Below are 12,602 nucleotides of genomic sequence, written 5' to 3' on the forward strand. Positions count from 1 at the left end.
CAATAAATTTCCAGCTTAATTTTTCTCCTTTTTTTTAATTTTTGATAAATATTACTGATTATCAATGAATTAATTTTATGTTATATTTCTGTAAATAATTAAAGCAATATTTTTCTATCTTTTAAAAACTTAGCAATAACAATAAAGGTCAGACCTGTTGTATGAAGCGAATGTCAGCAGTATTACAAAAATTCCAGAATCATCGACTCAAGAAATATCTGATCGAAGATGAAGTGGTGATGAACTGGGGAATTTTGAAAAAGTGTATCCTGATGCTGGCACTTGGCTGTGGCATACATATCAGCTGGCTAAGCTGGGACCTGTTTGTCCTGTCACATCCGCAATACTGGCAGCATGTCCATATTGATGTCGTTCGTTCAGAGATTCACATGAATGGCCTATTTTTACTGGCGCTGGTTCTTCTGATTTATCCCTGTTATAAATTTCAGGGCAATGCACTGATAGAACGATATTTTCCCTATCTGGCAGTGGGCATCTTTGTGGTGTCCCTGTGTCGGGATGCATATATCGTAGGCGTGATTAGCCCGGTAGCCACAATTGCCTATGTTTGCCTGATGACGGTAGGTCTAGTCCTGTTTCACCGGAGACTGGTCTATAGCATGCTGATTCCGGCCTCACTGTTTCTGGTAACTTGTGCCTATCTAAGCTTTAACCAACAACTGCCTTATTCACCACTCTTTAATATTCAGGATCAGTTTTTCCATAATAGCTTCTGGCTGTTATCAATGCTGTATTTTATCCTGCCGATTCTTGCTGTCTGCATGATTTTATTTGAGATTTTACTCAGTCAATGGCGCTATCGCGAACAGTTGATTAACCATCTCAGCCAGATTGATCCTCTGACCAATCTGTTTAATCGCCGTAGTATCAATCAATGTCTGGATCAGTTAAATAGTACTGCGACTTTTAACTATGCCCTGGTGCTGCTAGATCTGGATCATTTCAAAAAGATCAATGATTACTATGGACATCACAAGGGCGATGAAACACTGGTACAAGTTAGTGCGGTACTGAACCAGCAATTGCGTGAGAGTGATGTGGTGGGACGGTTCGGCGGTGAGGAATTTATTCTGGTTTTGAATAATTCTAGCCTGGAAAAAGCTCAGCAGGTAGCAGAACGTTGCCGAAGTGCGATCCAGCAACTACAAATTTTTAGTGATGAAGGACAATTGATCCCGGTGACGGCCAGCTTTGGCATTGCTATTTCAAAACCAGAATTACGCCCACAGCAACTTTTAAGCCAAGCCGATCAGGCCCTTTATCAGGCCAAAGCCGGTGGACGGAATCAGGTGAAATCTTATCTGGAACTTCTAAAAGTTCAACCAGCCTAATCTTTTCACCAGCTTTATTCACTTTAAAGCGTGTACCAGAAAAGCCTTAAAGTGAATGCTAGAGCTGTTCTAAACGCTGTAGCTGTGCCAATAATTCTGCTTTACTAAATGCGCCAGTCAAACGTAAGCTGCGAATCTCCTGCTGCTTATTATCAAGAAATAAATAGGTCGGTGGTCCCAGAATTTCCCATCGGTTAAGTAAAGCCTGATGCGTAGCATCATACTGACTAAGATCAAGCTTGATCAGAAAATAAGGAGCTAAGGCCTGCTGGACAGCAGCTGCCTTTAATACTTTATGTTCAATCGGCTGACAGGCCACACACCAATCAGCATAGACATCAATAATGACCTTCTGCCCTTTCGGTACTGTAGCCAGTAACTGTTCAAATTCAGTGGCTGTTTTTGCTATATGCCAACTCGCCTGTTGTTGGGCAGTTTCAACAAAAAAACGCTGACTATGCTGATACTGACTATATGTAATATAAGGCACTGCGATAGCCAAACAGATGATATAAAGCCAGCGCAGTCCGGTATTTTTCCAGAATAATCGTGCCAGAACATAAACAACAAAGCTTAAGCCCAGCCCTAGCGACAGCCACTGCAATGCCGCTTCTGAAATCAGCGGACGAATAAAATACAAGGCCAAAGCTAGCATAATGAAAGCAAAGAGCACTTTCACCTGATTCATCCAGTGCCCGGCTCGAGGTAGAATACGTGCCCCCATAATACTGGCCAGCAGCAACGGGGTGCCCATACCGAAACCCAACGTAAACAACAGCACTGCGCCTTGCCACTGGTTCTGAGTCTGGGAAATAAATAATAAAGCACCGGCTAATGGTGCCGTCATACAAGGCCCAACCAGCAAGGCAGAAACAGATCCCATGATCGCAGCGCTAACCAGAGTTCCCCCTTGCTGCATCGCCTGAACCCGGTCCAGACGCTGCGTTAGACGCTGTGGCATTTTAATTTCAAACAGGCCAAACAGGTTGAGGGCAAATACCACAAATAATGCACTAAATGCCATCAGGGTGGCAGGTTGCTGTAACCAGCGTTGAAAGTTGAGTCCGGCTGAAGATGCGATCAAGCCCAGTACCGCATAGACTGCGGCCATACTGCTTACAAAGCTTAGGGCAATCATCCAAGCTTTGATGCCTTTGCTATCACGAACAATTAATGAAGTCAGAATTGGCAGCATCGGCAAAGAGCATGGCGTAAATGCCAGCAAAATGCCCAAGCCGAAAAATAACAGCAATCCATAAGCCAGCGAACTTTCAGCCAGACGTGTAGACCATTGCTGGTCTTGTGCCGAGTCGCTGTTGGATCGTGTAGAAATGACTTCAACGATTTTACTGTCTGTATTTCCTGATTCTAGATCATCAGCAGAATTTTCCAGAATTCGGTTGTGTTGCGAGGAAGAGCTGCTTAGATCCAGTAACCTTTTATTACCCGAGCCAGTAGATTCATATTGCACCAGACCGGATAAGTCGGTCTTAAATTCAATGGTTTGAGGAGGATAACAAAGCCGGTCTTTGGCACAGCCTTGCCAGCTGACCTGATACGTTTGACCCGCCTGTGTCGGAATCTGAACTTTTAATTGCTGATAATAAACCTGGGTATGACCGTAGTTTTCATCATATAGATCTTCAGCGGGTGGTAGTTGCAAGGTCATCGGCTGACTTCCCTGCTTTAGCTCTACCTTATGCTGATAAAGATAATAGTTTTGTGGAATTTCCCAGCTAAGTTCAGTCTGTTGCTGAGTGACTGAACTGATACTCAGAGGAAAAGCCTGCTCAGGCGACAATAAGGGCGCTTCTGCCTGAGCAATATTGCTAAGCAACACTGTGCCCAATAAGACTGGAGAAAATACTTTTCTCCCGATCTTAAACCGTAGTGCTTTGGTCATATCGAAATAAGAGCAGCTTAGAATAGGAACGATACGCCCAAGCCTGAGAAGTAACCTTTATTCTGGCCTTCCAGATCCACCCCGATACTGGCATCAAGTTGTACCTGATCATTCAATGCATACATGACACCAGTGCCTAGCGCATATTCATTATCCTGACTTTCGGCTTTGCGATAAATCAGTTCCGAATAACCTGACCAGCGATCAGCAATCTGATAGCCTAAAGTCGGAATCGCAGTAATCGCCCAGTTGCTATCCTGCCATTCATAACGCATGGTCAGTGCAGTATTCACCAAATCATTATATTGATAAGCAACTGCTGAGCTCAGACTGTAAATATCTTCTTCATTGCTAAAATTAGCATTACCTGTGGCAATAATGGCTTCAGCCATCAGCGCCATACTGAGTTTTTCATCATCCAGATCAATGGCTTTTTTCAGGCCAATACTGACATCGCCTAAACCATCATCCTCTTCAGTCTGACCATTGAACTTGGTTTGTGACCAGGCCGGACCAGCCCAGCCTAAACGTAATTCCAGATCATCAGTCAAACCGGTACGCAACAAGACGTCGGCATTTAAAGTGGTTTGTTTCAGCTTGCTTCCATCCACAGTCGCTTCGCTATAAGAGAAACTCGGTAAACCCTGTTCCCAAGCTAACTGACCCACTGGCACGGTACTGGTACCCAAACCTTCACCTGGTCGGTCAAATTCAACTGCAGCACAAAGCTGTGCACTGACACCCGTCAGTGCCATCAAACCCAATATTCTTAAAGTTGTCTTCATCTTGTTGGAGCTCTTTCTTAAAATTTAATGTAATTCCTTGGTCATTTTTGCGCCATGACTACGCAATAATTCTAGGGTTTGTTTTTCTTCTTCCAGTGCTTCTGCCCAGTTAATTTCATCAAAATCACAATCAAAGAATAAATCACTAATCGATGACAGAATGGTTAATCCTTCTTCATCCTTGCTATTCGGATTGACTTTTTCTTCTAATAGGCGCTGCACTGCAGGTACACAGGCTGCACTGGCCGCATCCCAAAGCGGGCCATAAACTTCTTCAGCATCCCAGAGATGCAAATTGACTTTAGCCTGGATCAGCGTTTCCAGAATCTGTAAATGTACATCCAGACGTTGCTGTTTTTCTTCAGCAGTTAAGGGACTGCCCGCTTCATAAGCTTCGCAGACTTCTTCCCACCATTTGAACAGGCCATCTGACCAGATGGAAATAACTGGGCCTTTTTCCAGATCAATAAAATTCGGGTTAAGTCCATCTGCCAAAAGCTGTTTGACCTGACCCAGATTGAGTTCTTCGAGTGCTTGCACAAAAAGCTGTTGTTGCGCAGTTAACATGATGGAGCTCACTTCAAATTCGTTTTTCACTATTATGCCGAATAAAGCGGGGTTTGTTTTGTTCTCATTCGTTTATTTTATCTAAAATTGAAAAAAGCCCCGTAGGGGCCTTTTTCATCTGCGAATTATTTATTGTTCTAGATCTGTATCTGTACCCGTATCTTCTTCCGCAAGTTTTAGCGGAGTGCTACGTACGTTATCTTTTTTCTCAATCACATGTTCCAGACTGCGTTTTAAACGGTCGATGGCACCATGAATGGCAGTATCAACATTATGACCATGATGGTTCACGACAATTGGCTTCAAGCCGGCAGGACGTGCTTCGATCATGCAGCGAATATCATCATCGCCTCCTTTGGCGGCATTTTCATCGCTAAGATGCACTGAGAAATGGGTAATACGCTCACTGTGGCGCTGAAATTCCTGATTTAATTCGGTACGAACGTAAGTAATTAGACGATCACTATTGCGAATGTTTTTATCGGTACGGAGTTCAATGTTCATAAAATACCATCCTCAAATCATTTTAACTTTTTAGTGCAGAATTTTTATCTTGGCACGTGTATAGCTTGCTGTTTTATATTGCATTTCACATCTTCAAATCGCTTTGGATAAAACCCTCCAGATTGAATGATGAACACATTTTTGAGTCTGCAGAACCGTGTTCCTATACTTCGAATATCGGTCCTCTATTGAAAATATGCAAGTGATATTTTGATTTTTTTAGCAAAAGGACAACCGTTCGTGACAACTGCTTACCGGATCGTGATTGACCTTCCAGATTTAGAACAATCGAAATACTATTCACATGACCTTCCCAAAATTAAAGCAGTCTTTGCCCTGTTCATAGAAGATCTATGTTTTTATTTTAATCAGCTTCAAAATTGAGTCTCTATTCTTAAAATTAATTTAAATATAAAAACTTAACTTCATTTAAATATCCTATAAACCTTCTTCTCCCCATATCTCAAATTATCATCAGCTCAAGACGATGAAATATTTCCGTCAGCGATCAATTTTGACTTTATTTTTACTTATTAATCTGTATCCTTAAGCTGCTTTCTCGGGGGAGATATTTAAATGAAATTTACACAAATCGCGGCACTTTGTGCATTGGCTTCAACAGCAGCTTTCACTCAGGCAGCAGTTTGGCAGGATTTTAGTTTGACAGGCCTATATGGCGAAAATTATGCACATCCTGTAGGTATGGTTGATGATTTAGAACAGTCAACCATTACGGCTGAATATGCAGCTGGTTTAAAATATGGTGATATCTTCGCCTTTGCTGACCGTACTAATAATGATCTCAGTGGTAATGAAACTTACTTTGAAGTTTCACCACGTTTAAGCTTAGGTGCGGTCACTGGCCAAAAGCTTGAGCTTGGTCCAATTAAAGACGTACTTATTTCTACTACTTGGGAAGGTGGTGAAGGCTTTAATAATTACCTATATGGTATTGGATTTGCTCTAGATGTTCCTTATACCAGTTATGCAAACATCAACTTCTATAAAGTTGATAATGAAAAAGGTTCTGAAGATGACTATCAGATGACCATTACTTATGCGGTTCCATTTAAAATTGGTAGTGAAGAATTCCTGGCAGATGCTTTCCTGGACTGGTCAACAGCTGAGAAAAACGATCATGCAAGTGAATTGAACTGGACGTCTCAATACAAATGGAATGCTGGTAAACATATTTCACCTGAAACCAAATTATACTTCGGTATTGAGCATTCAGTTTGGAACAATAAATATGCAATCAAAGGCTTAGACGAACATAATGTTAGCGCATTGGTGAAATACCACTTCTAAGTTTTTAGAATGAATAAAGCAGGACTTCGGTTCTGCTTTTTTATTGCCTAAATTCAGGTTATGGTTAGATATTTTCTTTCTTTTTTTGGCATCTGCTTATGAGCTTTGTTATTCGTCCTGCTCAAATTCAAGATCTGGAACAAATACTCCCGATCTACAATGCTGAAATCTTATACGGAACCTCAACCTGGAATAGCACGCCAAAAACGATCCAGGATTTTCAGAACATGCTAAGTGAATTAAATGCTCAGGGATTTCCTTTATTGGTGGCTGAGCATTCAGCGTCCAAGCAAATTGCAGGTTATGCGGATTATTCTACTTTTCGACCCATTCAGGGCTTTAAACACACTGTTGAACATTCTGTCTTTCTTCATGCAGACTTTATTGGGCAAGGTCTGGGTAAAGCTTTGATGCTCAAGCTGATTGAACATGCGCGGCAAAATGCTATCCATGTTATGGTTGGTGCCATTGACCATGAAAATCATGCATCGATTGCCTTACATGAGAAATTAGGTTTTAAACAAACCGGTTATATGCCGGAAGTTGGACAGAAATTTGGACAATGGCGCGATCTGGTATTGATGCAACTCAACCTGAATTAAACCAAAATATTTTATTTTTTATGTAAAACTTAATCTAATTGGATCAATAATCTGTTAGAAAAATTACTGATAGATAAAATTTTCTATTAAAACCAGAATAATGTCAGTTGAGTAAAATTATGAATAAATGGCTTATCTTTATCAGTATTCTCCCTCTGAGTAGTTTCAGTTTCGCCAATTCAGACTTTGAAACTGAACTCCGATCCGAATGTGCCAAGGTGAAAAGCTATGCCAACTCGGGAAGAAAATTTTATGATCAGAAACAGTATCAAAATGCGCTAGGACAATTTCAACAGCAAGCTTCCTGGTCTGCCTTTTGTGCAATGCATAGTGAAAATAGCGGTGTATCTTTTTCCGAGAATGCCATTACCACTGCTTTTAATAATGTTGGCTTAAGCTATTTTAAATCAGGAAAGCCACAATGGGCACGAGCCTGGTTTTCAGTCTTTCCTCAGGCCAAAAGCAGTCAATTTAATTTAAAACAGCTTCCTCCTCCGCAAAAAACTCAAAACTTGGCAGGCATTTATATACGGCATGCTGGCTTCGGTCACTGGAATACCATTCAAGTCAAACGGATTAAAAATTCTTATCAGATTCATTTTAATGGCCTCTATATGGGGCTAAATAGCATGATTTATGGTCCAAATATAGGTGAATTTGAAACCACAATGCCTGTTAATAAAAATCAAACGACCTATCGATCAGATGACTGCAAAATTAATCTCAATTTTGCTTTTGATCCTAAACAGGGACAACAGGTGATTTTAAAACAGGACAATGGCAGTTCAGGTTGTGGCTTTGGACATAATGTCTATGCAGATGGACACTATTTAAAAGTTGAGTCTTAAATTGAGTTGTTAAAAAAGCCCGCGATTGCGGGCTTTTTAATAGATATTAGCAGCAAATCATTTTAAACAACGATATCCGCCAGATTACCTTTCTGTTCCAGCCAGTCTTTACGGTCACTGGCGCGTTTTTTGGCCAGAAGTTTATCCAGTAAGCCTGAAGTCAGGTGCACATCATCCAGATCCAGTTGTACCAGACGGCGAGTATTAGGATCCAAAGTCGTTTCGCGAAGCTGGCTGGCATTCATCTCACCTAAACCTTTGAATCGGGTGATCTGCGGGTTCTTGGTTTTACATTTTTTCAGGATGCCTTCCAGTTCATCTTCATCCAGCGCATAGTGCACATCTTTAGCATCATCGATACGGAATAGGGGTGGCATTGCCACAAACAGATGCCCTTCTTCGACCAGAATCGGGAAGTGTTTTACAAACAGCGCACATAACAAAGTCGCGATATGCAAGCCATCCGAGTCGGCATCGGCAAGAATACAGATCTTGCCATAACGCAGTTCAGACAGGTCATCTGAACCTGGATCGACCCCAATCGCGATTGCAATGTTATGCACTTCCTGAGAGGCCAGCACTTCATCCGAAGAGACTTCCCAGGTATTTAAAATTTTCCCGCGAATCGGCATGATCGCTTGGAAATTCTTGTCACGTGCCTGCTTGGCCGAGCCACCTGCAGAGTCCCCTTCCACAATAAACAGTTCAGACTGATCCAGATCATGTCCCACACAATCTGACAGTTTCCCAGGTAAAGTCGGACCAGCGACAATCTTCTTACGTTCAACTTTTTTGGCCGCTTTCAGACGGCGACCCGCTTTAGAAATCGCCATTTCTGCCAGTTGCATAGCGATGTCTGAATTCTGGTTTAACCATAGCGCAAACGCATCTTTGGCAATATTCTGCACAATGCCTGAGGCTTCACGACTAGATAAACGTTCCTTGGTCTGACCAGAGAATTGTGGCTCCTGGAATTTCAGTGACAGGATATAGTTCACCCCATCCCAGACATCTTCTGCAGACAGTTTCATATTCCGTGGCAACAGGTTACGCAGCTCACAGAACTCACGCATGGCATCGGTCACACCTGAACGTAAGCCATTCACGTGAGTACCGCCTTGTGCGGTTGGAATCAGGTTGACGTAGGATTCCTGAATACTTTCTCCACCTTCCACGTTCCAGCAGATGGCAAATTCTGCACTGGCACGCTCAGCATCACCTGTCGCCACAAAAGCAGGAGCCGGAATGATTTCACGGTCTTCCAGCTCGTCCATCAAATAGTCAACCAGACCATTTTCAAACTGCCAGGTGATCTTTTCATCATTGATCTGGTCGATATAGTTAATTTGCAGACCAGCAGCCAATACCGCTTTGGCTTTTAAGTTATGTTTTAAGGCTTTAAGCGCGAATTTTGGAGAATCAAAATATTTGGTTTCCGGCCAGAAATGAACAGTTGTCCCTGTGGCACGTTTCGGTGCCTTGCCTTCCAGCACTTCTAGTGGTGCAGTCGGTTCACCATTTTCAAAGGCCATTTTATACAGGTTGCCGTGACGCTGAACTTCAACTTCTACGCGGCTAGAAAGCGCGTTGACGACCGAGATCCCCACCCCGTGCAGACCGCCAGAAAATTGATAGTTATCAGTACTGAACTTACCACCGGCATGCAGTTTGGTCAGGATAATTTCGATTCCGCTCTGACCATATTCCGGATGAATATCGACGGGCATACCACGGCCATTGTCTTCAACAGATAATGAACCATCCTTATACACCGTGACCGTGACTTTATTGGCATGTCCCGCCAGTGCCTCATCGACCGCGTTATCAATCACTTCCTGCGCCAAGTGGTTTGGACGAGAGGTATCGGTATACATGCCCGGACGACGACGGACCGGATCTAGACCAGATAAAACTTCAAGAGATTGAGCCGTATATTGAGACACGTTATTCGGTTTCCTTTTTTATGCAGTCGGATAAAAACTGTAAGAGCAGCGGAATTTTCTCCGCAAAATCATCCATGCCATGGCTGCCATTGGCCTCGGTCATCAGCAGTGCAGGTGGACGAGCTGAACTATAATAGCGATGTGCTTCACGATAATCCAAAACTTCATCGCCTTGTTGTAACAGCACTAACATTTTGTCTGCATCTTGTGCAGTTGGTAGCGCCATGGCTTCGAGCTGGCCAAGATCTGCGTCATTCAGGCACCAGTTCGGATGAACCTGCAGTGGCAATTCATCATCAAACAGTTCACGAAACAGCTGCCATGGTCGCATTGCCGGATTGATCAGTACAGCCGGCACATGCGCTTGAGCGACCAGATATGTCGCATAAAATCCCCCCAAGCTACTGCCGACCAATGCCACCTGATCCATCGACTGGATCAATTTAGAAATCTTCTGAATTGCAGCTATGGGCGGCATGTTCAAATCGGGTAAATGCACCTGAATATCCGGGTACTTTGCACAGTATTGTTCCAATAACTGGCCTTTAATCGAGTTGCTACTACTCTTGAACCCATGCAGGTAAATGATATTCATCGGCAATCAATAAAAAACAAACAAAATGTCAAAATTTAATTTAAAAGTGTGAAATACACTTCATTTTATAACCACTTAATTGCTTAAATTGTCTGACAAAAAAGCCTTTAATGTTATGCAATTCTCGCTATTTTAAGAGTATTCCGAATAAATTGAGAATCAAGAATACTGAAAAAAAGAATTTATACCGCGAAGTGCTCAAAAAAGAAAGATGTCTACGGTTCATATAAAGGATAGGATCAAATGCCAAGTTTAACGCCATTGCATGAAACCTATTGTCGATGGGATCGAACTCCGCTTAGCCAGGCAGATGTCCTGGAAGGCCTGGCACAATTGGTCACCATGCGCTTTAGTGATGTAGTACAGGAGCTGATTAAATCGATTCAGCGTGAAATTTTAATGAGCGTATTCGGGCTGAGTGAAAAAAATTCCAAAACTTTCCAGAATATTCCTTATATCGTACGTCTGTATCAAATGTCTTATGACATGATCTTTCATTATGGCAATACTCTGATTGCGCCTGGACTGCGCCGTATTATTGAAAGATTTCCAAAATTACATAATAAACCTCTGACCCCGACCATGCATTTTATGGTCAGTGCCCTGAACGGGATTATTGGCGATTATCTGCTGAAATATCAGAATCCTCTCGCCCTGCCGATGCTCATTTACGATCATTATGGTTCTCTGCAACAAGGTGAGCTAACCGGACGCATTACCCTATTTGTGCATGGTCTGTGCATGAACCATCTGGACTGGTCAACCCGCAAATATCCGGGCATTGGAGAAAAATTACTGGCACAGCGTGACCATAACACCATGCTGTACCTGAACTACAATACCGGACGCCGCATTTCAGCCAATGGCCGCAGTCTGGCCAATGCCTTGCAGGATCTGGTCAAACGTAATCCAGGAATTACCAGTATTGATCTGATCGGACACAGTATGGGCGGTCTGGTGTCACGCAGCGCCTTGTTCTATGGCAAACAAAATGTCTATGACTGGATTCCGATGGTAGAAAATCTGGTCTGTCTGGGCTCACCGCATCATGGTGCGGTACTGGAACGTTTTGGTTTTAGTTTGCAGGAAAAGCTCGGACATTTTCCTTTAGTGAAAATTGTGGGACATGTGGTGAATATTCGCAGTAACGGAATTCTAGACTTACGTCATGGCAGCGTCCGGGATGATGACTGGGAACATAATCCGGTACGGATTGGCTTTATGGACGACAACCGTAAACCGGCACCGATTCCTGCGCATATTGATGCCTATCTGGTGGCAGGTACGATCGAGTTTGAACACCATACCAACAAAACGCTTAATGTGATCGGTGATTATCTGGTCAGTGTCAAAAGTGCCTTGGGCGAACATCCCCATCCGCGTTTTGATCTGAAAGTACCCGACGCACATAAGGCGATTTTCTATGGACTGAATCATTTTGAAATTCAGTATCATCCACTGGTGGCCGAACAGATTGTGCGCTGGTTCTATCCAAGTGTGGAAGATGAAACCTATACGCAAATTCATGAATACGTGACCGATCTGGACAGTATTGAAGGCATTGCCCTAACCTGATTGAAGGTAAAAAATTTGGTTCGCCTCTAAGAGAGTGATAAAAAAAAGCCAGTCTGTAGACTGGCTTTTTTGATTCCAATTTTGAAAATCAGTATTTATCTCTTAGACGTTTGACGGGCGCAGTCTGATATTTGCGAAATAACTGCCACAGGCTGATCAGCAATAAAATACTAAAGAACACCAATGACCAGACCGGTAAAGATTGCCCCAGGAACGTCCAGTCAATTGCGGCACATTCACCTGAACCGTTTAATACCTGCTGTAATACCGATTTCATCGGCAAAGTTTCCAGCCAGTAATCCAGACCTGGGCCACAGCTCGGCACTTGATCTGGGGGCAGGTTCTGTAGCCAGACATGCCGTGCAGCGACACCGACTGACCATAAGATACTCAGCGAGCCTAAGAAAGCATAACCACGCTTCATGGCATTGGATTTCGGATTATGCAGCAAGGCAATCAGGGAAATAATCCCTAGTCCGATCAATCCGATTCGTTGAAACACACACAATGGGCAAGGGTTCAGGCCCTGTCCATGCTCAAGATATAAAGCAAATGCCATCCCGGCAACAGATGCCAAAAACAACACACCACTCACGAAGCGATAACCCCATTGCATGGTT

At 43.0% G+C, this 12,602-nt stretch carries 13 protein-coding genes; 6 read left to right on the top strand and 7 right to left on the bottom strand.

Annotated elements, in window-relative coordinates; genetic code table 11:
- Positions 1–161 precede the first annotated feature (161 nt).
- Complete coding sequence (locus FTU19_RS04245) at positions 162–1,352, top strand: GGDEF domain-containing protein (RefSeq protein ID WP_180130175.1); 1,191 nt, start codon at positions 162–164, stop codon at positions 1,350–1,352.
- A 58-nt stretch (positions 1,353–1,410) separates the two neighbouring features.
- Here FTU19_RS04245 and dsbD read toward each other — a convergent pair whose 3' ends face one another.
- The 4 genes from dsbD to FTU19_RS04265 form a co-directional block, all read right to left on the bottom strand.
- Entirely contained in the window at positions 1,411–3,255 is a 1,845-nt protein-coding gene (dsbD, locus tag FTU19_RS04250) for a protein-disulfide reductase DsbD (RefSeq protein WP_180130177.1), read from the bottom strand.
- Between the two features lie 17 nt (positions 3,256–3,272).
- Positions 3,273–4,040 carry a transporter gene (locus tag FTU19_RS04255; protein WP_159124198.1) on the bottom strand — a complete coding sequence of 256 codons (768 nt, stop codon included), beginning with the start codon at positions 4,038–4,040 and terminating at the stop codon, positions 3,273–3,275.
- Between the two features lie 24 nt (positions 4,041–4,064).
- On the bottom strand, positions 4,065–4,607 hold the full coding sequence (locus FTU19_RS04260) for an ankyrin repeat domain-containing protein (protein ID WP_180130180.1): 543 nt from the start codon (positions 4,605–4,607) through the stop codon (positions 4,065–4,067).
- Between the two features lie 129 nt (positions 4,608–4,736).
- Positions 4,737–5,111: an HPF/RaiA family ribosome-associated protein gene (locus FTU19_RS04265; protein ID WP_180130182.1), complete on the bottom strand. Its 375-nt coding sequence runs from the start codon at positions 5,109–5,111 to the stop codon at positions 4,737–4,739.
- Between the two features lie 240 nt (positions 5,112–5,351).
- On the opposite strand from FTU19_RS04265, the gene FTU19_RS04270 reads away from it, so the two are divergent.
- The 4 genes from FTU19_RS04270 to FTU19_RS04285 all read left to right on the top strand — a co-directional run bounded on the left by FTU19_RS04270 (position 5,352) and on the right by FTU19_RS04285 (position 7,869).
- A complete protein-coding gene (locus tag FTU19_RS04270) occupies positions 5,352–5,495 on the top strand; it encodes a hypothetical protein (protein ID WP_180130185.1) in 144 nt (47 codons plus the stop codon).
- A 192-nt stretch (positions 5,496–5,687) separates the two neighbouring features.
- Positions 5,688–6,419, top strand: a complete 732-nt coding sequence (locus tag FTU19_RS04275) for an outer membrane protein OmpK (protein ID WP_180130188.1) — start codon at positions 5,688–5,690, stop codon at positions 6,417–6,419.
- Between the two features lie 98 nt (positions 6,420–6,517).
- Entirely contained in the window at positions 6,518–7,021 is a 504-nt protein-coding gene (locus FTU19_RS04280) for a GNAT family N-acetyltransferase (protein WP_180130191.1), read from the top strand.
- 119 nt (positions 7,022–7,140) lie between these two features.
- Positions 7,141–7,869, top strand: a complete 729-nt coding sequence (locus FTU19_RS04285) for a hypothetical protein (RefSeq protein ID WP_180130193.1) — start codon at positions 7,141–7,143, stop codon at positions 7,867–7,869.
- A gap of 62 nt (positions 7,870–7,931) precedes the next feature.
- Here the strand turns inward: FTU19_RS04285 and parE are convergent, their stop codons facing one another.
- Both parE and FTU19_RS04295 read right to left on the bottom strand, forming a co-directional pair.
- Positions 7,932–9,812: a DNA topoisomerase IV subunit B gene (gene parE, locus FTU19_RS04290; protein ID WP_166137506.1), complete on the bottom strand. Its 1,881-nt coding sequence runs from the start codon at positions 9,810–9,812 to the stop codon at positions 7,932–7,934.
- Between the two features lies 1 nt (position 9,813).
- Positions 9,814–10,407, bottom strand: coding sequence for a YqiA/YcfP family alpha/beta fold hydrolase (locus FTU19_RS04295; RefSeq protein ID WP_180130195.1), 594 nt, complete (start codon positions 10,405–10,407; stop codon positions 9,814–9,816).
- A 243-nt stretch (positions 10,408–10,650) separates the two neighbouring features.
- Here FTU19_RS04295 and FTU19_RS04300 point away from each other — a divergent pair, with 243 nt between their 5' ends.
- Positions 10,651–11,982 (top strand): alpha/beta hydrolase, encoded by a 1,332-nt coding sequence (locus tag FTU19_RS04300; protein WP_166137513.1) that lies wholly within the window; start codon positions 10,651–10,653, stop codon positions 11,980–11,982.
- Between the two features lie 88 nt (positions 11,983–12,070).
- Here the strand turns inward: FTU19_RS04300 and FTU19_RS04305 are convergent, their stop codons facing one another.
- Positions 12,071–12,598, bottom strand: coding sequence for a disulfide bond formation protein B (locus FTU19_RS04305; protein ID WP_159124206.1), 528 nt, complete (start codon positions 12,596–12,598; stop codon positions 12,071–12,073).
- Positions 12,599–12,602 lie beyond the last annotated feature (4 nt).

The sequence above is a fragment of the Acinetobacter sp. YH12072 genome (genome assembly GCF_013419565.1).
Taxonomy (GTDB): domain Bacteria; phylum Pseudomonadota; class Gammaproteobacteria; order Pseudomonadales; family Moraxellaceae; genus Acinetobacter.

What these genes read in the sequence shown, in the direction of transcription:
- FTU19_RS04245 (WP_180130175.1), top strand. Translation starts at nt 162, where the DNA reads ATGAAGCGAATGTCAGCAGTATTACAAAAATTCCAGAATCATCGACTC.
- dsbD (WP_180130177.1), bottom strand. Translation starts at nt 3,255, where the DNA reads ATGACCAAAGCACTACGGTTTAAGATCGGGAGAAAAGTATTTTCTCCA.
- FTU19_RS04255 (WP_159124198.1), bottom strand. Translation starts at nt 4,040, where the DNA reads ATGAAGACAACTTTAAGAATATTGGGTTTGATGGCACTGACGGGTGTC.
- FTU19_RS04260 (WP_180130180.1), bottom strand. Translation starts at nt 4,607, where the DNA reads ATGTTAACTGCGCAACAACAGCTTTTTGTGCAAGCACTCGAAGAACTC.
- FTU19_RS04265 (WP_180130182.1), bottom strand. Translation starts at nt 5,111, where the DNA reads ATGAACATTGAACTCCGTACCGATAAAAACATTCGCAATAGTGATCGT.
- FTU19_RS04275 (WP_180130188.1), top strand. Translation starts at nt 5,688, where the DNA reads ATGAAATTTACACAAATCGCGGCACTTTGTGCATTGGCTTCAACAGCA.
- FTU19_RS04280 (WP_180130191.1), top strand. Translation starts at nt 6,518, where the DNA reads ATGAGCTTTGTTATTCGTCCTGCTCAAATTCAAGATCTGGAACAAATA.
- FTU19_RS04285 (WP_180130193.1), top strand. Translation starts at nt 7,141, where the DNA reads ATGAATAAATGGCTTATCTTTATCAGTATTCTCCCTCTGAGTAGTTTC.
- FTU19_RS04295 (WP_180130195.1), bottom strand. Translation starts at nt 10,407, where the DNA reads ATGAATATCATTTACCTGCATGGGTTCAAGAGTAGTAGCAACTCGATT.
- FTU19_RS04300 (WP_166137513.1), top strand. Translation starts at nt 10,651, where the DNA reads ATGCCAAGTTTAACGCCATTGCATGAAACCTATTGTCGATGGGATCGA.
- FTU19_RS04305 (WP_159124206.1), bottom strand. Translation starts at nt 12,598, where the DNA reads ATGCAATGGGGTTATCGCTTCGTGAGTGGTGTGTTGTTTTTGGCATCT.